The sequence below is a fragment of the Vibrio sp. AH4 genome (assembly GCF_030710545.1).
GTDB classification, from domain to species: domain Bacteria; phylum Pseudomonadota; class Gammaproteobacteria; order Enterobacterales; family Vibrionaceae; genus Vibrio; species Vibrio metoecus.
Genome location: NZ_JALAIV010000001.1, coordinates 2,670,358 through 2,691,182, shown reverse-complemented (window position 1 = coordinate 2,691,182; position 20,825 = coordinate 2,670,358). Strand labels below are relative to the sequence as shown.

The 20,825-nt window shown below is 46.6% G+C and carries 17 protein-coding genes; 8 read left to right on the top strand and 9 right to left on the bottom strand.

The genetic code is table 11. The annotated features are described in order from the left end of the window. The first annotated feature begins 50 nt into the window (after nt 1-50). The 4 genes from MKA69_RS12320 (at nt 51) to pepE (ending at nt 4,320) form a co-directional block, all read left to right on the top strand. Nucleotides 51-905 (top strand): MurR/RpiR family transcriptional regulator, encoded by an 855-nt coding sequence (locus MKA69_RS12320; RefSeq protein WP_305848144.1) that lies wholly within the window; start codon nt 51-53, stop codon nt 903-905. 61 nt (nt 906-966) lie between these two features. Next, nucleotides 967-2,328 carry a C4-dicarboxylate transporter DcuC gene (dcuC, locus tag MKA69_RS12315; RefSeq protein ID WP_305848143.1) on the top strand — a complete coding sequence of 454 codons (1,362 nt, stop codon included), beginning with the start codon at nt 967-969 and terminating at the stop codon, nt 2,326-2,328. Between the two features lie 10 nt (nt 2,329-2,338). Then, nucleotides 2,339-3,592, top strand: a complete 1,254-nt coding sequence (pepT, locus tag MKA69_RS12310; RefSeq protein ID WP_055030356.1) for a peptidase T — start codon at nt 2,339-2,341, stop codon at nt 3,590-3,592. Then, nucleotides 3,589-4,320 (top strand): dipeptidase PepE, encoded by a 732-nt coding sequence (pepE, locus tag MKA69_RS12305; RefSeq protein ID WP_055030357.1) that lies wholly within the window; start codon nt 3,589-3,591, stop codon nt 4,318-4,320. The genes pepT and pepE overlap by 4 nt, the downstream gene beginning before the upstream one ends. 57 nt (nt 4,321-4,377) lie before the next feature. On the opposite strand, the gene MKA69_RS12300 is transcribed toward pepE, so the two are convergent. The 6 genes from MKA69_RS12300 to MKA69_RS12275 all read right to left on the bottom strand — a co-directional run bounded on the left by MKA69_RS12300 (nt 4,378) and on the right by MKA69_RS12275 (nt 13,286). Continuing rightward, complete coding sequence (locus MKA69_RS12300) at nt 4,378-5,160, bottom strand: EAL domain-containing protein (RefSeq protein ID WP_055030358.1); 783 nt, start codon at nt 5,158-5,160, stop codon at nt 4,378-4,380. Nucleotides 5,161-5,426: 266 nt separating this feature from the next. Next, the gene (gene vexD, locus MKA69_RS12295; protein WP_055030359.1) at nt 5,427-8,477 is read right to left on the bottom strand and encodes an efflux RND transporter permease subunit VexD; all 3,051 of its coding nucleotides are present in this window, start codon (nt 8,475-8,477) and stop codon (nt 5,427-5,429) included. After that, nucleotides 8,477-9,571: an efflux RND transporter periplasmic adaptor subunit gene (locus MKA69_RS12290; protein WP_055030360.1), complete on the bottom strand. Its 1,095-nt coding sequence runs from the start codon at nt 9,569-9,571 to the stop codon at nt 8,477-8,479. The genes vexD and MKA69_RS12290 overlap by 1 nt, the downstream gene beginning before the upstream one ends. 195 nt (nt 9,572-9,766) lie before the next feature. Next, nucleotides 9,767-10,345: a membrane integrity-associated transporter subunit PqiC gene (locus MKA69_RS12285; protein ID WP_055030361.1), complete on the bottom strand. Its 579-nt coding sequence runs from the start codon at nt 10,343-10,345 to the stop codon at nt 9,767-9,769. Continuing rightward, nucleotides 10,345-11,970: an intermembrane transport protein PqiB gene (pqiB, locus tag MKA69_RS12280; RefSeq protein WP_055034646.1), complete on the bottom strand. Its 1,626-nt coding sequence runs from the start codon at nt 11,968-11,970 to the stop codon at nt 10,345-10,347. The genes MKA69_RS12285 and pqiB overlap by 1 nt, the downstream gene beginning before the upstream one ends. Nucleotides 11,971-11,981: 11 nt before the next feature. Then, nucleotides 11,982-13,286 carry a paraquat-inducible protein A gene (locus MKA69_RS12275; protein ID WP_305848142.1) on the bottom strand — a complete coding sequence of 435 codons (1,305 nt, stop codon included), beginning with the start codon at nt 13,284-13,286 and terminating at the stop codon, nt 11,982-11,984. A gap of 249 nt (nt 13,287-13,535) precedes the next feature. Between MKA69_RS12275 and MKA69_RS12270 the strand changes: the two genes are divergently transcribed. Next, nucleotides 13,536-15,227 carry a mechanosensitive ion channel family protein gene (locus MKA69_RS12270; protein WP_305848243.1) on the top strand — a complete coding sequence of 564 codons (1,692 nt, stop codon included), beginning with the start codon at nt 13,536-13,538 and terminating at the stop codon, nt 15,225-15,227. 78 nt (nt 15,228-15,305) lie between these two features. Here MKA69_RS12270 and MKA69_RS12265 read toward each other — a convergent pair whose 3' ends face one another. Beyond that, complete coding sequence (locus MKA69_RS12265) at nt 15,306-16,133, bottom strand: hypothetical protein (protein ID WP_095456868.1); 828 nt, start codon at nt 16,131-16,133, stop codon at nt 15,306-15,308. Between the two features lie 202 nt (nt 16,134-16,335). On the opposite strand from MKA69_RS12265, the gene MKA69_RS12260 reads away from it, so the two are divergent. Together MKA69_RS12260 and MKA69_RS12255 are read left to right on the top strand one after the other, a co-directional pair. Next, on the top strand, nt 16,336-16,935 hold the full coding sequence (locus MKA69_RS12260; protein WP_305848141.1) for a TetR/AcrR family transcriptional regulator: 600 nt from the start codon (nt 16,336-16,338) through the stop codon (nt 16,933-16,935). Between the two features lie 160 nt (nt 16,936-17,095). Next, nucleotides 17,096-18,547: an NAD-dependent succinate-semialdehyde dehydrogenase gene (locus tag MKA69_RS12255; RefSeq protein WP_304572661.1), complete on the top strand. Its 1,452-nt coding sequence runs from the start codon at nt 17,096-17,098 to the stop codon at nt 18,545-18,547. On the opposite strand, the gene MKA69_RS12250 is transcribed toward MKA69_RS12255, so the two are convergent. Next, complete coding sequence (locus tag MKA69_RS12250; RefSeq protein WP_009355462.1) at nt 18,528-18,812, bottom strand: DUF1496 domain-containing protein; 285 nt, start codon at nt 18,810-18,812, stop codon at nt 18,528-18,530. The two genes, MKA69_RS12255 and MKA69_RS12250, sit on opposite strands and share 20 nt — an antisense overlap. Nucleotides 18,813-18,830: 18 nt before the next feature. Beyond that, nucleotides 18,831-19,724, bottom strand: a complete 894-nt coding sequence (locus MKA69_RS12245; protein WP_305848140.1) for a 1-aminocyclopropane-1-carboxylate deaminase/D-cysteine desulfhydrase — start codon at nt 19,722-19,724, stop codon at nt 18,831-18,833. 442 nt (nt 19,725-20,166) lie between these two features. Between MKA69_RS12245 and MKA69_RS12240 the strand changes: the two genes are divergently transcribed. After that, complete coding sequence (locus tag MKA69_RS12240) at nt 20,167-20,793, top strand: TetR/AcrR family transcriptional regulator (RefSeq protein ID WP_032470065.1); 627 nt, start codon at nt 20,167-20,169, stop codon at nt 20,791-20,793. Nucleotides 20,794-20,825: the final 32 nt, after the last annotated feature.

Here is a 20,825-nt window from a genome sequence, read left to right as displayed (position 1 = left end):
ATTTTATATATAGGAAAATTCTCCCATATTGTTCAGTCTGTGGGAAAATGATGAATAAGCAAGTGTTTATTAATAGTGTGAATAACTTAAAGTCAACCACTCCAGCTGAGAAATTGATTATTGAATATTTCATTAAAAATTACACAATGCTGCCATTTGCGAAAATGGATGAACTCTGTCATCAAATTGGGGTTGGTAAAGCAACACTAGGACGATTTTTAAACAGATTGGGTTTTGATGGATTTATTAGATTTAAAAAAACAGTTTCAGAAGAATTGGTGCAAGAACTGACAACGCCAATCGACCGATGTAACAAATTAAATATTCAAAGTCCTTATGATGAACTTATAACAAATCATTATCAGGAGATTGTTTCGAATCTTGAGTCCACTTATCAACTGATGCAATCGAATGATTTTTCTTTAGCGATTGAACATCTCCTCAACCCGCAAGGTAAGCTTTACATTATGGGGAGTGCGTCAGCGGAAGCGTTGGCCAACTACTTTTTTCTTCTGGCTCGTTATTTAAGAAAGGATGTGATTTTTCTTAAAGCGGATCCTTCCACTCTGCCGCACCAATTGGTGGATGTAGAACCTGCGGATATTCTGTTTGCCGTTTCATACCATCGATTTTCAAGTATTACCGTTCGTTGCGTACGTTGGTTTAAACAAAATGGTGGAAAAATAATAGTGTTAACCGATCAGCAGGTTAATCCATTTGTTGCTTATAGCGATATTCAATTTACCGCAGAAAGCCATAGTGAAGGATTATTTAATAACCGTACATCTGGTTTTTCTATTATTGAAGCGTTGATAAAAGGTATGTCGATAACCAACGATAAGGATAAACGGTTTCGTAGAATTGAAGATACATTCAATAACTTTCATATTTTCAAAGAAAGCTAAGAGAATTTAAAACTCTCGTCACTCAATTGTAATGAGAAAATCAAACTAATAGAGGTGTAATATGATTACATGCTTAGCTATACCTATTATTTTTCTAGTCGGGTATTTTATTATAAAAAAATATAACACTCAGGCAGTTTTGCTGCTTGCGGGTTTATTTATGATTATGCTTGGTGTCATCAATGGTGATGCGGATTTTATGCCGAAAGGGAGCAAAACAACGGGCTCTGTGATGGTGGATTTTTTTGAAGTTATCCATGTTATTTCATCGTCTACACTCGCCAAATTGGGCCTGATTATTATGGCGGTGGGTGGTTTTTCAAAATACATGAGTCATATTGGTGCCGCTAACGCTATGGTGCAAATGGCAACGAAACCATTGTCGTACATTAAGAATCCCTATTTAGTTTTGGCGATGGCTTACATCACTGGACAGCTTATTAACATTTTTATTCCAAGTGCGACGGGGTTATCTCTGCTTTTGTTGGTGGCGATGTACCCAGTTTTAGTTGGGGTGGGGTGTAACCCTGCTGCTGCTGCGGCTGTGGTGGCAACCACTGGCTGCTTAGACTTAGGGCCGGCCTCCTCGGCAGCAAATAAAGCGGCGGAAGTATCAGGGATTGAAGTGGCGACGTATTTTGTGAGCTATCAGCTACAAGTGTCTGTTGTTGCGATGGTGGTGATTGCGAGCTTGCATTTTATCTGCCAACGCTATTTTGACCGTAAAGATGCGGAAAAAGGCATTCAAAGTGAATTCAATATTCAGGAAAAAGAACAACGTATCGTACCCAAGTGGTTTGCGATCTTTCCTATACTGCCGTTGATGCTGCTACTGACGTTCAGCCAATTTGGCATTGATACGGTTAAGATGAATGTGGTCACGGCGATGTTCATCGCGTTGTTTGTCTCTATGGTGTTTGATTTTGCTTTAACGCGTGATGGCAAAAAAGTTGCTGCTTCTTTACGCGTGTATCTCGATGGTATGGGAGGCGTGTTTGCCAGCGTGGTGAGCTTGATCATCGCGGCTCAAGTGTTTGTTATGGGGCTCGAAACGATCGGCTTTATCAGCTTATTACTCGATTCTGCCTCTAGCTTAGGGTTTGGCTACATCGCCATGGTTCTGGTGCTAGTTTCGATTATTGTTTTGGTCACCTTGCTTTCAGGCTCAGGCAACGCCTCTTTCTTCAGTTTCTCCAATCTTGCACCAGAAGTCGCTTCACAAGTTGGCGCACCGATTGCGGCAGTAGCGATGCCAATGCAGCTTGCCTCGGGTCTAATGCGTTCAGCATCACCGGTGGCAGGGGTCATTATTGCTTGTGCTGCGGTGGCAAATGTATCGCCGATCGATCTGGCCAAGCGTACCGTGATCCCGATGTCGGGCGGGTTGTTAACAGTTTTACTGGCTTCACAACTGTTTATTTAGGAGAGTGGTGATGAATATTGTCGAACGTTTTATCGGTTATACCGAAATCAATACTACGACTGATCGAGTCAAAGGTGCGCAAGGGATCATGCCATCATCTCCTGGCCAAATGGTATTAGCACAGCAACTGGCGCGTGAGTTAGAACAACTTGGATTGATCGATGTACAAGTTGCGGATACTGCGATTGTGACGGCCACATTGCCTGCCAATATTGAACATGAAGCACCGACAGTCGCGTTTTTCGCGCATTTAGATACCAGTGCGGAACAATCTAATGCTACGCGGGCGCAGATCAAACGGCATGAAAAAGACGCGATTTGTCTCAACGAAGCGTTAGGGATTTATCTGCGCGAAAGTGAATTTCCTGAACTGGCTGCCTACCGAGGCCAAGAGATTCTGGTGACCGATGGAACCAGTTTATTAGGCGCGGATGATAAAGCCGCAATTGCCGCGATTATGGATTCATTACAATATTTTCAAGCGAATCCCGATCAACAACACGGCACAGTAAAAGTTGCGTTTTTACCGGATGAAGAACAAGGGCTAAGAGGTGCCAAAGCGTTTGATGTACAGGCCTTCAATGCAGATTTCGGGTTCACTTTAGATTGTTGTGGAATTGGCGAGTTTGTCTGTGAAAACTGGAATGCGGGCGATGTCGTGGTGACGTTCACAGGGCAGTCGGCGCATCCTATGTCGGCCAAAGGCAAGCTGAAAAACTCGTTACTGATGGCACACAAGTTTATTGCCATGCTCCCCGCCGGTGAAGCACCGGAATACACCGAAGGGCGTGAAGGGTATTACTGGGTGAAAGAGCTCAAAGGCAATAGTGCGAAAACCGTGTTGAACCTAGATGTACGTGATTTTACCCAACAAGGCTATCAACAGCGGATGGACTTTTTACAGAGCTTGGCAGAAAGCTGCCAACAACTGTGGGGCGGCGTGGAGATCAAACTCAGCAATCGCTACGAAAACGTCGCGAACAGCTTACAAGACGATCGTTTTGGCATTTTGGAGATTGCCAAACAAGCCTATCTGCGAAATGGCATTGAGATGAAATCCATTCCGATGCGTGGCGGCTATGATGGGGCGGTATTGTCACAAAAAGGGTTGCCTTGCCCAAATCTGTTTACTGGCGCACATAATTTCCACTCGATTTACGAGTATCTTCCTGTGCAATCTCTTTATTCGGCAAGTGCCGTCGTGCAAGAGATCATTCGTCTAACCAGTGAGAAGCAGTTAAATCACGGAGAAAATGCGCTATGAATATGTTGTTGTTTAGTAATGGCAAGGTGAGTGGCAATGAAACACTGTTGCAGTTTGGTCTAGAGTGGATTGAAGCGGCGATTCAACGAACAGGTGCGAAGCGGTTCTTGTTCATCCCTTATGCAATGATCCGCGGGAACTATGATGACCGTTTGGCGCAATTAGAGCAGGTATTAAACCCATTGGATGCGCAGGTTATTGGCATCCATCACGTGGAAGACCCCGTCAAAGCCGTTGAAGATGCCGATGCGTTTATTGTAAGTGGGGGTAACACTTGGGTGCTGAATAAACAACTGCACGATTTGGGGCTGGTTCGTCCGTTGCGTAAAGCCATTTTAAAATCCAATAAACTTTATGTTGGTTGGAGTGCGGGAACGAACATTGCCTGCCCAACGATTCGTACAACGAACGATATGCCGATTGTATCGGCGGCCATTCTGCCAGCGTTGAATCTAGTGCCATTTCAAATTAACCCACACTACATTGAGGCGGCAATTTCAGGGCATATGGGGGAAACCCGTGATGAGCGTATTGAAGAGTTCTTGATTGAAAATCCGCACGAGATTGTGGCCGGTATTCCGGAGGGAACGTTGTTCGAAGTAGATGGGGAAACTTTGCGTTATCACAGCCCTGCCGGGACGCCATTAAAGTTATTCCGTCACGGTTGTACGGCGGAGTATTTTGCTGCGGGTGAGGACATGAGTGTGCTAATGCAGCACGGTTGTTAACCGTATTGGAACATGAAAACAGCAGGGCTTTGGCTCTGCTGTTTTGTTTTATGTTAGTCAATTCAATGGACTCAGCGCGGTTGGCCGCGCCAAATAGTAGCCTTGAAAATAATCAATACCTAAATTCTTCATCAAATTCAGCTGTTCAAGATATTCAATACCTTCTATTACCGTCGGGGTATGGGTGGCATGACACAGCTGCAGAATGTCATCAAACACATGGGTTTGGCCACGACAATAGTCATCCAATAACCCTTTATCGAGTTTAATGATGTGGGGATGAATCAAATCCACACGGCGAATATCGGAAGCAAAACTACCGTAGTCATCGATCGCAATTTGAAAGCCAGACTGTTTAAGATATTCCCCTGCTTTACACAGCAGCTCTTCACTGGCGGCATCGGACTCTGTGATTTCGAGTACGATCTGCTCAGGGCATAAGCCTAATTCACGAATCCGTTCAACAAGCAACCCAGAAGGATAGGCTTGTAACATGTTGTATTCGTTTGAAATAGGCAGAATATTCAGGAATAACTTGTGAGCAGTTTTCGTGCTTTGAGCAAAATTGCGGATATGGATGACTCGGCTTAAGCGGTCGATGTTGATGCAGTTTTCGAGCAACTGTTGATGAATGTCGAGCACAAGGTTGGGCGCGATAGCTGCGTGGGTGTGAGCGTGGTTGATTCTTAATAACGCTTCAAAACCGAGTATATCTCCCGATGGTGCAAAGATGGGTTGATAGACACTGCTCAGTTCAAGGTCATGATATTTTGCACACCATAAGCCTTCATCATCCTGATAAAGATGTGCGTTAAACTCAGCTCTTGAACTGATGATCATACTGCCACTCCAACTGCTTGAATGTGAACATGTTTCCTCGATTTCGGTGGTCACATGAACCTTCAAAAATAATATTGCCCTACGTGGTAAAAAAGTCCCTATTTATTGTAGTGATAAAACGGCCAATATACTGAATCAATTTTGAGTCACGCGGGTGTTGAGGCTGCTACTGTTTGGCTTATTGAGCATGACTGCGCCAATGGGATAGATAAAAATTAAGGCTCCGTTAGGAGCCTTAATGCTGAGGGTGGTGTTTGGTTTACCGGTTACACTGTGGCAACTTTTACTCGAAACAGCACGGCATAAAACAGTGGGATCACCACTAAGGTGAGGATGGTAGCAAACAACAAACCAAACATGATGGTCACCGCCATACTTTTAAAGAAAGGGTCCACCAGCAGAGGTGCTACACCTAAAATGGTGGTGAAAGCGCCGAGCAATACTGGCCGTGCGCGGCTCACCGCAGCATCAATAATTGCGAAGTAAGCTTCTTTCCCTGCTTTGATTTCAGCATCGGCTTGGTCAACTAACACAATTGCGTTTTTCACCATCATACCAATCAAGCTTAAAAAGCCGAGGATCGCCATAAACTCGAATGGGGTTTGAAAGGCGATGAGGCCAATGGTGACACCCACGACGGCAAAAGGCGCCGTCATCCAGATCACGAGTGGCTGACGCAGTGCGTTAAACATAAATACCACCGCGAGAATCATCGCTGCAAAGCCGTAAGGTGCTGAAATTGCTAGGCCTTCATTGGCGTCGTTTGATGCCTTATATTCGCCGTACCAAATCAGCTCATAGCCAGCGGGCAATTCAATCTGCTCGATTTTTTCACGTACATGGTTGAAAGCGTCCGCAGTCATCACTCCTGGGGCGGGATCGGCTTGTACTAAAATGGTCGGCATGCGGTTGATGCGGCGCAGCAAAGCATCTTGATAGACCGTGTTTACCGAGTCCACCAACTGGCTAACTGGAACGTAGCGGCCCGTTTGCGCACTGAAGACTTCACTGTTCTCAATTGCACGTTCGTGGTTACGTTCACTCTCTGGTGCACGGACAATCAGCGGGATCAAATCATTGCCTTCACGATACACACCAACATTACGTCCACTCAACGTTTGCGCGATCGCCGCGCTGATTTCTTGTGTGGTCAAACCAAGGCGTTGAGCTTCTTGCGCTGAATACACCGGCTGCAATACCGGCACTTGCTGACGCCAGTCATCTTGCACCGCGATCAGGTTCGGGTCGTTATGCATAATGGCTTTGGCTTGCTCAGCCAATTGGCGCAGCACATGGCTGTCTGGCCCTTTGAAACCGGCTTCAATTTTCTTACCGCCGCCACGACCGAGCATAAACTTCCACACTTTGATCGAAGCATCTGGGTATTTCGCATCTAACTCGCTTTGTAGTTCACCCACCAGTGGCGCAATTTTGGTGTAGTCATCAATATCGATCAGCAGTTGTCCGTAACTTGGGTTACGTGCCTCAGGAGCATAAGTGAGCATAAATCGCAGACCACCGCCACCGATAAAGCTAGTGATATTGGTGATGCCTGCTTTCTGTGCCACGTCTTTCTCAATGCTTGCCACCACTTGTTCGGTACGACGAATGTCTGAGCCTTGAGGCAAAGAGACATCGACTACGAATTGCGGGCGTTGCGATTCAGGCATAAAGCCCGGTGGAATAAATTGAGCGCCCCAAATTGCGGCAATCAGAGTGCCAAGCAGCATGAAACAGCTCACGACACGATGGCTCAGAACCCACTGCAACACTGCTTTATAACCCGTCACCATTTTAGAGGGCTTGGTTTGTTGCGTTTGTGCTTTGACCCGTAAAAAGTCGTGACACAGCATCGGTGTTACTGTTACCGCAAATACCCAACTCAAAAACATCGAGTAGAGGATCACCCAGAACAGAGAGCCCGCGTATTCACCCATATCAGAAGGTGAAAGGCCAATCGCGCTGAAGGCAAAAATACCCACCACCGTACCCCCAAGCAGTGGCCATTTTGTGGCATTCACCACTTCGGATACCACTTGTTGCTTATCTGCGTTCGGTTCTTGCTGAAATCGCACTAGTACGCCATCTGTGACCACAATCGCGTTGTCTACTAACATGCCGAGGGCAATGATGAGCGCACCTAAAGAAATACGTTGCATGGCGATGTCATCGATTAACATCACACACAAGGTACCGGCCACGGTAAGCAGCAGAACAAAGCCGATGATCACGCCAGAGCGTACCCCCATAAACAGAAGTAACACCACAAACACGATCGCGACAGCTGCGATGAGGTTATCGATAAAATTAGCGACCGAAGCACGAACCGAGTCAGACTGCATTGAGATAACATGCAGTTCCATACCCAGTGGACGTTGATCTTCCAGTTGGGCCAGACGCGCTTTCACAGCATCCCCCATCTCAACCACGTTACCGCCAGTCATGTTGGAAATACCAAAGCCAATCGCACGTTGGCCGTTGTAACGCATGAGCATCGACGCAGGTTCAGTGTAGCCACGACTGATATTGGCGATATCCCCTAAACGGACAATGGCGTTATTGCTGCCCACCGCAACTTGTAAATTATTAAGGTCGGCAAACGAGCTGATGTTAGAGGTTGGGATCACCGGAATGCGCATCGCGTTAGCGTCTACCGTGCCGGCTACCGTCACTAAACTTTGTTTTTGCAACACTTGCAGCACGCGCTCGACAGATAGGCCATATTCCGCCATTCGGTCGCTGGACATTTCGATGAAAATGGCCTCTTGTTGCTCGGCTAACGTAGCGGCTTTGGCGACGCCCGGTACGAGCACCAGTTCACGGCGCAAAGTATCAACGTAGTCTTGCAACTGCTTATCGCTAAAGCCTTCACCGGTGACAGCATAAAACAGTGCATACACATCGGCGAAATCATCATTCACAATTGGCGCCCCCGCTCCAGGAGGGAGCTGACGTTGGGCATCCGCGACTTTGCGACGTAGCTTATCCCAGACTTGCTGCAACTGAGCCGAAGATTTAGCAAATTCGAGTTTGATTTCGACGGTGACCTCAGAGCGTCCTTGCATCGAAACCGATTTCACTTCTTTGAGCTCTTGCAGTGCTTGTACCGCGCCTTCAATCACATCTGTGACTTCATCGGATACTTCCTGCGCCGTTGCGCCCGGATACGGAGTAATGATCACCGCTTGGCGAATCACAAACTCAGGATCTTCAAAGCGGCCCAGTTTCAAATAGCTGATGTAACCGCCAATCAAAGTAAGGGCAATCAGCACCCAAACGCTGGTGCGTTTAGCCAAGGTATAACGTGCAATATCCATTATTGGGCTCCGTCTTTCTCAGTATACGGACGCACTTGCATGCCTTCTCGAACGCTAGAAACACCAGCGATGATGACTTGTTCACCGGGGGTGAGATTCTGCTGAATAACGACGCGGTCTTTATAAGTAGGACCGATTTCAACGTAGCGTTTTTCTGCTTGGTTTTGTGCATTTACCACCCAAACATACTGTTTGCCTTGGTTATCTGGTACGAGTGCCGTAATGGGCAGAGTGATCAAGCGACGCTCTCCCTCAGAATTTTCTTGCACAGGGATAACTTTGGCAGACATGCCGGGCATGACGCGGAAGCCTTTCAAATCTTCAAAGCCAAGTACCACAGAATAGGTTTGCGAATCAGAGCTGGCTTGAGTGGAGTAGGTACGCAGTTGTAAATCAAACTGCTGATTAGGAATGGCGCTAAGTTCGGCAATGGCACGGGTATTGCGAACACCAGCAATCATCACGCGGTGCGGGATTTCAATCGCTACTTCCAAATCATTCAGGTCTTGCAGCGTCATGATCACTTGATTGGCTTGTATTTGAGCAAAGTTTTCCACCACCTTTTCACTGATGATGCCGTCAAACGGAGCGGTGATTTGCGTGTACTCCAGTTTGCGTTTTGCTTCTTCCACACGATTCTTCGCCAGATCATAGCGGTTAGTGACTTTATCTAACTCAGCTTTAGAAATGGCTTGGGTCTTCTCGAACACCGCTTTCGCGCGGCGGTATTCTTGCTCGGTGTTTTTCAGCTCAAGTTGAGCGGCTTCCAATGCCGTTTTGGCATCTCTAGAATCGAGGGTGGCAAGCAATTGACCCTTTTTCACTTGGTCGCCTTCTTTGACGGCGATATCCGTGAGACGGCCACTGATGCGGAAAGCGAGATCAGCACGTTGCGCGGCTCTGACGACTCCGTTAAAGGTCAGATCGGAAGCTTGTTGGCTAGCGACAATTTCAGTCAATGCTGGCTTGATGATCGGGGCTGGAGTGCTGACCTGTGGTGCTTCGCCACAACCGGCTAGCAGTAACGCTGAACCCACAACCACACTCAATAACGTGCGTTTAGTGATGACAGAACGAATGAAAGGCCGAGTCATAATATGTTGCTCCTCAATGTCTCATCGGGAAGATGGATTTCGTATCAGTATCTGATGAATAGCTGTGTATTCAGCATGGTTCATCCACTTGCTTTTAACGCCCATTTTCTGCGTAGCAAGTAACATTTTGCGCATCATACCTTGAGTGATGCGCAAAAGTAAACTTGCAAGTATACATTTTATGAATCGCTGAGTTTACTGTTTCACCAACTCTATTTGTATCTGCACAGCAAGCTGTGCCAACCCTAAAGAAAGGGCTTCCACTAATGCGGGATAGCCTTCATCGGCAAGTGGTATCTGAAAGCTAAACTCTTGGCTAAGCGATCTTTCTCCCTGAGCATTAAAGAGTACCCAGCTTCCTGCGATTTCTGCGTTTCCAGTATATGACCCATTAAACTGCTGAAATCTTACTTGCAGTCTGGCGTGTTTCTGTTGCGCGATGGCGGTATCCAAGGCGGTTGGCCAATATGGTGTTGAATTTTTTCGTAACTCATTGATAACCCGCTGTGTAAGTTGCGAGCTTAAACGTTGCGCCCATTGGTTTTGTCGCGCTTGGATGACTTGCGTCTCCGACTTACGGTAGACGATCCCTTGCGTGTCGAGATAAGCGGCAAGCTCTACCGGTTGAACGATCAATAAAGGCAGGTTTTTATTCTGATTTACGTCGCTTAACGCTGGATTATTGGGTAGCAGGTAAAAGTGGTTTTTGGGTTGCGGCGTACTACTGCAACCAACGAATAATGTGGCTAATAACATCAATAACCATTTGTTCATTATTGTTTTCCTTTCGCCGGAATCGGATCTGTTGCGTCACTGTCACCAAAGATTAAAGCATTCGGTTTCTCATTAATTGTGCGCAATACAGGCTTAAATTCGGCCATGACTTGATTGAGTTCTTTAAGCGTGGTTTCCAGTTCATGGTACACGGTTGATTCTGGGCCAAAACCGCCCAGCGTTGCTTCTAGCTGCTTGAGGCTGGCTTTAATGTCAGCCGGCAAATTTTGTGTCTCTTGTTTTTTGAGAATTCGTTCGGCCGAGGCTAACAGTTTCTCTGACGTTTTTAAGGTGTTATTGAGTGAATCCAAGGTATCACCCATGGGTAATCCATTGAGTTTTCTCAATAAATCAGTTACTTGTTTTTGAACTTCAGCAAACCCACCTTGTTTGGTTGGGAAGAGGGGATAGCCTTCGAAGTGCCGCAGCCCGTCAATCTTTTCTTCAGGGTAATAATCGGTGTCGATGTACAGAGCCCCAGTGACCAAGTTGCCGGTTTTTAAAGAGGCTTTGAGTCCTTTGAAAAATTCCTGTTGCATACTCGATTTTAAGTTCGGGAGATCGGCTTTGTTGAAATTATCGTATAGGCGACCGAGTTCAATGCGCACCAAAACGGGGATGCGGTTGGTACTGATATCGATATTCGATGTACGAGTGCGAAGTGGCACTTTGCTCACGGTACCGATACGTAAGCCACGATATTCGACAGGGGCAGAAGGTTTGAGCCCACGCACGGATTCATCAAACATCATTACAAACTCGATATAGTCGTCGTACATACCTTCGCGGATCTGCTTCACATCATCAAATAAACGAAACTCGGTCATTTGCTGAGTAATCGGCTGACCAGCGTCCTCTTCTTGTAACAGGCCAAAAGTCACCCCACCTTTAAGCAGGCTTTCGACGGAACCTAAACTGAACTCAAGCCCTTCGGCATTGAGTTGAAGATTAATCCCCGAATTGAGCCAGAAGAAAGAACGAGTGCTGACCAATTTATCGTAGGGGGCAAAAATGAAGAGTTGGTAGTGGGCTTTTTTACTTTCCACATCAAATTGGGTTGTTTCCACGCGTCCCACGGTAAAACCTTCATACATCACGGGGTCGCCCACACTGAGTTTTCCCGCTTCTTTACTGGTCAAAATTAAACGTAGCCCTTTGGCATCTGGTGGTGCGATTGGCGGTAAATCCATAACCGTAAATTGGTCTTGAAAAGCAGTTGATTGACCGGGTTGCAGCTGAATATAAGCGCCGGACAGCAGGGTATCGAGCCCAGAAATGCCCTCTCTGCCAATACGTGGTTTAACCACCCAAAGCAGCGAGTCTTCACGCAACATGCGCTCAGCATCTTTGCTCATTTGTGCGGTTGCCACGATGTGATCGTAATTTTCGCTCAAGGTAATGTCGGTGATGACCCCGACATTGACATTCAGGGCTTTGATCTGGGTTTTACCCACTTCCAACCCATCCGCCGTTGGAAGGATTAAGGTGATTTTGGGGCCAGTGCTATTAACGTACTGAAACAACATCCACAGTCCCATCGCGAGGGCGAGAATTGGAATAATCCAAATCGCAGATAGCTGCTTTTGCGAAGTCACCTCAGCGTTAGCTTGGATTTCGTCACTCATAGAAAGCCTTTTCAATTGAATTTTGTTAGGGAGGTTTTAGGCGATTCTTGCCACAATGTTTTGGGGTCAAAAACCATTGCCGATAACATGGTTAAGATCACTACCGCTGCAAAAGAGAGCGCCGCAGGACCCGGATAGATGGCCATCAGGTTATTCAGTTGCACCAAGGCCACCAAGATCGCCACCACAAAAATATCGATCATTGACCAACGCCCGATAAGCTCGGTGATTCGATAGACTTTGAGGCGTTTTAGATTCTGCTTTTCAGGAAAAACGTTCAGTTTTCCGGCTTGCCAATAAAGCCAACCGAGCGCAAACATCTTCGCCATCGGAATGAAAATACTGGCTAAGAAAATCACCATCGCAATCGGGTAGGAGCCAAGATGCCATAAGAGAATTACGCCCTGCATAATGGTTGAACCTTCCGATTGGCCGAGACTGACGGTGTACATCATCGGGTAAAGATTGGCCGGAATATAAAAAATCACCGCCGCAAACAGTAATGCCCAAGCACGCTGTAAATTGAGTTGTGGGTGATAGGCATGCAGACGACTACCACAGCGTACGCAAGAAGGTTTTTTATGCTCAGGCGTAAGCAGATTGATTTGCTGACAAGTATGGCAACTGACGTGGTTGTGAGTGCAGTGGGTTTGCCCAGAGGTGACTCCTTGTGGGATCAGCGCTGGAATAAAATGCTGCCACAACCAATAACGATCCACCAATGAGACGGTTTTCACCACCAAGACCGAAAAAAGGCAGAATGCCCAAAAGGAATACCCCATTGCCACTTCGGCCAGTGAGGCAATTTTGATGAGGCTGACTAATACGCCAATCAAAAAGACATCCACCATCATCCACGGCTGAACTTTAAACAATGCTTTGCACAACAGTTTTGCTAACTGGATTTCACGTTTCGAAAGTGCCCGTTGTTTGCTTTGCGCCGCTTTAAAATACAAAAACAGCAGGAGGGAAATATAGAGCGCGGGAAAGAGAATAACGGTGGCGAAAAGTAAAATGGCTAATAAGGCATTTTGGAATTCCCCCAACATTTTTGCCGCATTCAGGAGCGTAATTTCCTGAGTCAATCCTTGCACACTAAACGACATAAACGGGAACGCAAGGCTTAGCACCAATAACATCAAACAACTTATCGCGAGGGCGATAGCGGTTTGATAGGGGTGCTTTTGGGTTTGGGTAAGCGTATGACCGCAACGGGGGCAGTGCGCGGTTTGCGCTTGGCTTAACGCTGGCACTGTGGCGATGAGTCCACATTCATCACAACTGATCAAATTTTTGTGGCGTTCGTCCGTGGTCATTGGTTTTATTCGTAGATAGTATGCCGGGAAACAATTCTACACAGTTCTTAACAAAGTGATAGCTGATAGATAGGAGTTTGTTGGATGACTGTGGTGAGGGGCTACTGTAGCAATTTATTATCTCTAGCAGGAAAAGTTTTTTATTTTCAGATAGATTTCACCTTAGCGAATCACTGATGAGGCAAATTAATAATGACAACCAAAACGGGTAGGCACTTCATAACCGCGAGTTTGAGCTGGATTGCGCTGTTGCTACTAATGGCAAGCAGCGCTTTCGCGAGTAACCCGCCGCAAGTTGAGCTTCGCACCGAGAGCAATCCCGAGCCGATGGCGGTAGAAACTCCGTCTGAGCTTGAGAATGACATTGATCAAACCAAGCTGTATATCAATGAGTTGTCGGTGACATTAAGCCAAGCAACGGGTGATGTACGTGATGCTTTGCAATTGCAACTGTTTCAGAAAAATGCAGAGTTAAGAAAAAATATCGCCAAAGCTCTGGAAGAAAAAACCATGGCTAAAGATAAGTTAGTTGAGTTGGTCAACATCCAACAAACTTATACAGAAGAAGCCAACCGTTATATTTCTGAGCGGCTTAATTCTTTGGACGGTAATCTTGAGAAGGCTTCGCATGAAGAAAAGTTGTCGTACATTGCGACCTACAGTGACCTGCAGCAATATTTGGATGCGACATACCATTCCAGTTTTGAAAATATTCGTTGGCTCAGTAGCTTAGGTATTGACACTCATGAAGTTGAAAAAACGCTGAGAGATCGAGTCAATCAACGTTTACGTTTGCTATCTGCTTCGGTGGAGTATCTGAAGCAGCAAATCAATGTGATCAACAATCAGATTAAGTCGAGCCCAGAATCGGAAAAAGCCAACTTACAATTGGCTCTGCTTTTTACTCAGCAACGACTCGACATTGTCACCAAGAGCTTACGCTCAGTGGTGGGAATTGCTGATAATCTGACCATGGAAACTGCCGACTATAAACGGCAAATCTTCCAAGTCACAGGCAGTATTACTCAGGATTTACTGAATACTCAGGTGGTATTCTCCATCCTCCGTCACTGGTCAAATTCCTTGATTAGTTGGTTTACCAGTAATGCCGTGCAACACCTGCTGCAAGTTTCGATTTTTCTCCTGATTTTGCTCGCCGCTAAAGGCGGAGCAAAAGTGACGCGAACGCTAGTGCGCTCAGCGGTGAGCTCCAAGAATATTCATATGTCACACCTGATGCAGGATTTCTTTGTTTCGATTTCCGGCAAAGTGGTTTGGGTGATTGGTATTTTGGTCGGCTTATCACAAATTGGTCTCAACCTCGCACCGGTGCTGACGGGTTTTGGAATCGCAGGGGTGATCATCGGTTTTGCTTTGCAAGATACCTTATCTAACTTTGCTGCCGGTATGATGTTACTGATTTACCGACCATTTGATGTTGGGGATTTCGTGCATGCTGGGGGCGTGGATGGCAAAGTGAGCCACATGAGCTTGGTCAATACCACGATTCGAACATTCGATAACCAGATCATTATTGTGCCAAATAGCAAAATCTGGGGTGATGTGATCAAAAACGTCACTCATGAGCGGATCCGTCGTGTTGATATGGTGTTTGGTATTGGCTATAGCGATGATTTGCTGAAAGCTGAAGCGGTGCTGACCGATATCGTGAAATCACACCCTGCGGTGCTGCGTACTCCTGAGCCTAATATTAAAGTGCATACGCTTAACACCTCTTCGATTGATTTTATCGTCCGTCCTTGGGTAAAAACGGAAGATTATTGGGATGTGTATTGGGATGTCACCAAAGAAGTGAAGCTACGTTTTGATCGCGAAGGCATCTCGATTCCGTTTCCGCAACAAGATGTGCATTTGCATGTTGTGGAGCAAAAAATACGGGAGCAAAAAGTCGTTATCCCGCCCACGCCTCCCGTCTCTTAGTCACGAGCTTGGTAGGGTGATGAGTTCACTCTACCAAGCGACTTGATGTTGCCGTGTTAGCGATTTGCAATCGCTGAGCTAAAAACGTCTATCGAGAGAGAAAAAGAGACTTTGGCGATCGCCAAAACCGAACTCGCCGAGCAAATACCAACTGTCATTGAGTTGATATTGCATCCCGACCAGCGGATTCCACGGTGTTTGTAAATGTTGTTTTACCTCAAAGCCTGCATCTTTCGGCAGGATCGCGGTGAGTTTGCTGGGAAGCCCCAGATCAGATAACGAGCCTTGTAACGTTTGTTCGACATCTTGATACATAGCCCCCACCCAAATACGCAGCGGGTGGCCGTGCTGATGAAAGTCGTAACCGACTCTAGGCGAGATCACCAACGCATCAATACTGCCATCAATCACTGTTAAGCGGCTCTGGGTAAAGCTCGCATCCACCAAAGCAAACCAGTTTTGATAACCACCCACGAGGACACCACCAACCCCAGTTGTGTAACCATCGAGATCGAGGCGAAAATCTTTAATCGGTGGCGTTGGGGAACCGAGAAATTTAACGTTGACATCTGTTGTTGAGTAGCCATCCAACTTTCCGACGAGGCCATACAGGTTAAGAAATGGAAATAGCCACACGTCGGCGCGTAGAGTCAACACTTCGGTGTATTGTCTGCCCGGATCCGCTTGCAGTTGCAATGGCAGCTTACCAAGCCCTTGGATAGCGATTGAATCGACATTGATCCCTTGTTCCATGGTCATGTAACTGAGGCTAAAGCCGATCGGTTTGGGTAATTCATAGCCGAGGGCTTCGGCCTTTTCTTTCCAAATGGGCAGTGAAAAATCATCCGCCCAAGTGAGTGTAGGAAGAGAGAGAAATGTCAGTACCAATAATGTTCGTAATCTCATTCAGTTGACTCAGTAGTGTTATCCGGTTGGGGATAAAGGAAGAAATACGCCTAAAAATAGGTTTTCCCATGATGGTTTCTGATTCCCTGAATGCCATGGCTGCGGATCATACTCTGAGATTAAGATGAAAGTAAACTTATAAGTGTACTTATTATGGTTTCAGGTTATAGTGAAACCTTGTGAGTTTGAGAGAAATCCTTGTATGAAGCTAAGTGAACAAAAACGCCTCGCTTTAATTGAAGCCGCAAAAGAAGAGTTTATTCAGTTTGGGTTTCATGCTGCGAATATGGATCGTGTTTGTGAAAGGGCTGGCACGTCAAAACGTACTTTGTATCGCCATTTTACGAGCAAAGAATTGTTGTTTATCGAAGTGATTAATGCGCTGGTCGTGCAACCCAACGATTTTATTTTTGAGTATCAACATGACCGCTCATTGACGGAGCAGTTACTGGGTTACCTGATGGTTAAAATTGAGGTGCTGTATCAACACATTGGCCTTGATGTGGTGCGCATGATTGTCGGTGAGTTTATTCGCGATCCTTCATTAACTCAGCAATATCTTTCCCTCATGGGGGCCAAAGATCCAGCGCTAAGTGCTTGGCTAGATGCCGCCATTCAAGCGGGGCAATTGCAAGATATGGAGGCCAGTCAGATGGCCGCTACATTGATGAATCTCTTCCATGGTCAATTTTTATGGCCCCAACTGTTTGCGGCGATTGAACGGCCGAATGCCGAGCAACAGCAAACGATGATGGAGGAAATTGCCCGTGTTTTTGTCAAGGGTTATGCAAGACTCCCTTAGTAAGGTTTATCGCAGCTTGGTTGCCATTCACGGTAAGAATGGCTTTTCATTTGAGGTTGATAGGAGCAAGATGCGTTTTTCATTGCCAATCCCGCTAGGGCAGTAGTGTTTAGCGGCAAGGGCGTTGCTTCAAAGGCATTGTTTGATGAGGAGCCTTCTTATGTTTTCGACCAATCTTCCATTTTTTCACCAAAGTGCATTCATTAATGGGCAGTGGATTTCTGGCGAGCAAAATGCAAGGCAAAGAGTGACTAACCCGTTTGATGGATCTGTTCTCGGCAGTGTTCCGCAGTTAACTGGCGCTGAAGTACAAAGGGCGATTACGGGGGCAGAAAACGCGCAAGTTGCTTGGCGTAACCAAACGGCAGACACCAAAGCGAAAGTGTTGCGTCGTTGGTACGAGTTGATCGAACAACATCATGAGTCGCTGGCGACCTTGCTAACGCTTGAACAAGGGAAACCACTGACAGAAGCGAAGGGGGAGATTCACTACGCCGCTAGCTTTGTGGAATGGTACGCTGAAGAAGCCAAACGTGCGTATGGTGAGTTGATCCCATCCCACAAGTCTGATGCGAGGATTATGGTTTCGCGTCAGCCTGTTGGCGTTGTTGCAGCGATTACGCCTTGGAATTTTCCCGCAGCGATGATTACCCGTAAATGTGCTCCTGCTTTTGCAGCCGGTTGTGCCGTGGTATTAAAACCAGCACCGGATACGCCATTCACTGCCTTAGCCTTGGCCGATCTCGCACAACAGGCTGGAATTCCTGATGGTTTGTTTCAAGTGGTGACTGGCGATGCGATTGAGGTTGGCCGAGCACTAACGGAAAGTAAAGTGGTGCGCAAACTGTCGTTCACGGGGTCAACCGGTGTCGGCAAACTTTTGATGGCACAATCGGCCAACAGTGTGAAAAAACTATCGCTAGAGCTAGGCGGTAATGCCCCGTTTATTGTGTTTGAGGATGCTGACATTAATGCTGCGATTGACGGTGTGATGGTGGCGAAATTCCGTAATGCAGGGCAAACCTGCGTATGTGCAAACCGGATTTATGTGCATGACGCGGTATACGATCAATTTGCTGCCAAATTGGTGGATCGAGTCCGCAAACTCAAAGTCGGCAACGGTTTGGACGAGGGAGTGAACATTGGCCCGCTGATCAATGATGCCGCCGTAGCTAAAGTCACCGCACATATTGTGGATGCACAAAGTAAGGGGGCAAAAGTGGTGTTTGGGGAGCTTCCTCAAGCCGGAAGCCGTTTGTTTGAGCCTCATGTTCTGACTGAAGTGACAGATGAAATGCAAGTGGCGAGCGAAGAAACTTTCGGACCGTTAGCCGCACTGTTTCGCTTTAGCTCAGAGCAAGAGGTGATTGAACGCGCCAATGCGACCGATTCGGGGTTAGCGGCCTACTGCTATACGCAGTCTTTACGCCGAGCATGGCGTATGAGTGAAGCATTGGAGGCGGGTATTGTGGGGATCAATGAAGGGTTAATCTCCACAACGTTAGCGCCTTTCGGCGGCATCAAGGAGTCTGGCCTTGGCCGAGAAGGGGCAAAGCATGGCCTTGAAGAATACCTTGAAGTGAAATACACCCTTATGGGTGGACTAGCTTAGGCTTAGTCGTTTCGCTGGTTTGCCCATTCAGAGGCAACCATTTCAGCGGGCCATTGGTTTCAAAATCATTGGCTCGCTGACAAGCAAGATAGATCTCACCCACCACAATTACCGCGCCTTCGGAATAAGCTTGATCTTGGTAGTAGCAAACACGCTTGGCGATATCATCACCGACCACCACGGGTAGCGTAGTCGTTGTTGTGGGTGCTGCTTGCAACGCGACACTGTAACTTAATAAGGCAAGAGCCCCGATCGTTTTTAGCATCCAACCTCCAGTCATGATTTAACCAAACTGCCTTTCATAGCGTGGCAACATACTCTCATTACCCAGTAAACCGCCTTGATGCAGATAAAGCAAGCTTCGAGTCGGGTTCTCGACTCGCCAAGGCAATAGCAAGCGCCACATCAGTGGGTCGTACAACAGATCAAATTCGATATGGGTTTGCGCCATTAAATTTTGCCAAATCTGATAGTCTTCCTGATAAAGATGACCAAAGTAATGTTTGGTCGGCGGGTTAAGCAGGGTGGGATGATCGCTCTCATCCAGCATGCAAAACTGCTCTCGCAAATAAGCCTCATCACCCACACAAGGGCAAGTGATGACTTCAACACCATGTGGCTGTAAGTATTTGTGCAAATAGAGCGCCGTTGTTCCTGTGCCCGATGGCAAAGCTACCACCCAATCTTGTTGGGGTTGGTGGCGGATCCATTCGAGCATTTCCATCGCTAATTGTTTGATCCCCGGCTCGGCAAATCGGCTACGAGCTCCTTCTTCAATCACCAAGCAATCCGTATCGGGTTTGCGTTGTTGCTGAATAAAGTCTCGTGGATGCTTAGCCCCTTGTGGGCGCGTTTCAATAATGGTTGCCCCCAGCTCCAATGCACCACGATAGTTGCCGATCGGATAACTTTTCAACCAAGCGGGAATATGGTCAACATAAAACTCTAAGCGCCAACCACGAAGTTTGGCCAGAGCGGCAAAAGAGTAAAGCGAGTTGGCTTGTGCTGAACCGTAGCTGACTAACGTGGTGATATCAGGAAAATCCCCTTCCAACAGTGCCATTAATTTGCGGGCTTTGTTACCACTGAAATGTGGATGAAGTTTGTCATCTCGTTTTAGGTAAAAGGTTTGCCCTTCAAAACGGTGTTCAGTGATGGGAGATTGAGTGATCAGCATAGGTTAGTCGAGCTGTGAATGGGGGCGGCCATTATACGCACATTGTGCTTAACTGCTACTGCTTGAGTAACAAGGTGGGGAATTGAAAAACTGCCAATAAAAAAAACGCCCAAAACAATCTAATTTTGGGCGTACACAAGTATAGGAGTTAATAAAAAGGAAAAAGCAGCGTAATTGGTGACAGTCGGTCGAGAAACAAGTTTGACGGCCAGTAAAACTCTCAAAGCTCTGTCAATCACGTCTATTCAGACTGGGGGTTTAGCAAAGAGTTCCGACATTTCGCAAAAATTTTTAAAAATTTTTTATGGGAGGCTTTTTCATCACTGAGCAAGCACTTAACACCTTCTGGTCTGACCATGGATGGAAAATGTGAAGTTAATCGCTTGTTAATAAAATGTGGCAAGAGTATATTTCAAACAGTTGTTTGATACGAGTGATTGAAATGGCATTACGCAGCAGTACTAAGGAAAAAATACTCGATGTGGCAGAAGGGCTTTTTGCCGAATACGGTTTCAATGATACCTCTTTGCGTACCATCACCAGTAAGGCCGGAGTGAATCTCGCATCGGTTAACTACCATTTTGGCGATAAGAAAACCTTAGTTCGTGCGGTACTCAATCGTTATCTCGAAGCCTTTATGCCCGAGATGAAACATGCATTAGAGCTGCTGAATGAGCGTGAGAATTACGACATGGCCGAGGTGTTTGAAGCTCTGCGAGTTCCACTGCGTTCGCTCAATGACGTTCGTCCTAATGGTACCAGCCGCTTCATGTTATTGATTGGCCGAGGTTATACCGACGTTCAAGGGCATTTACGTTGGTTCATTACCAATCGCTACAACGATGTATTGACCTTATTTACCGATTCTGTGCTTAAGGCGAATCCCAGCTTAACGCGCGAAACCTTGTTTTGGCGGCTGCATTTCACCTTGGGTACGTGCGTCTTTACCATGGCCTCTAGTCAGGCATTGGCTGAGATTGCAGAAAATGCTTTTGGAAGCAAAGTTGATCCGAAATCTGTGGTTGATCAACTGATTCCATACCTCGCGGCCGGTGTGGCGGCGAACTAAACAACCGATTGATAAACATAATAAGATGACAT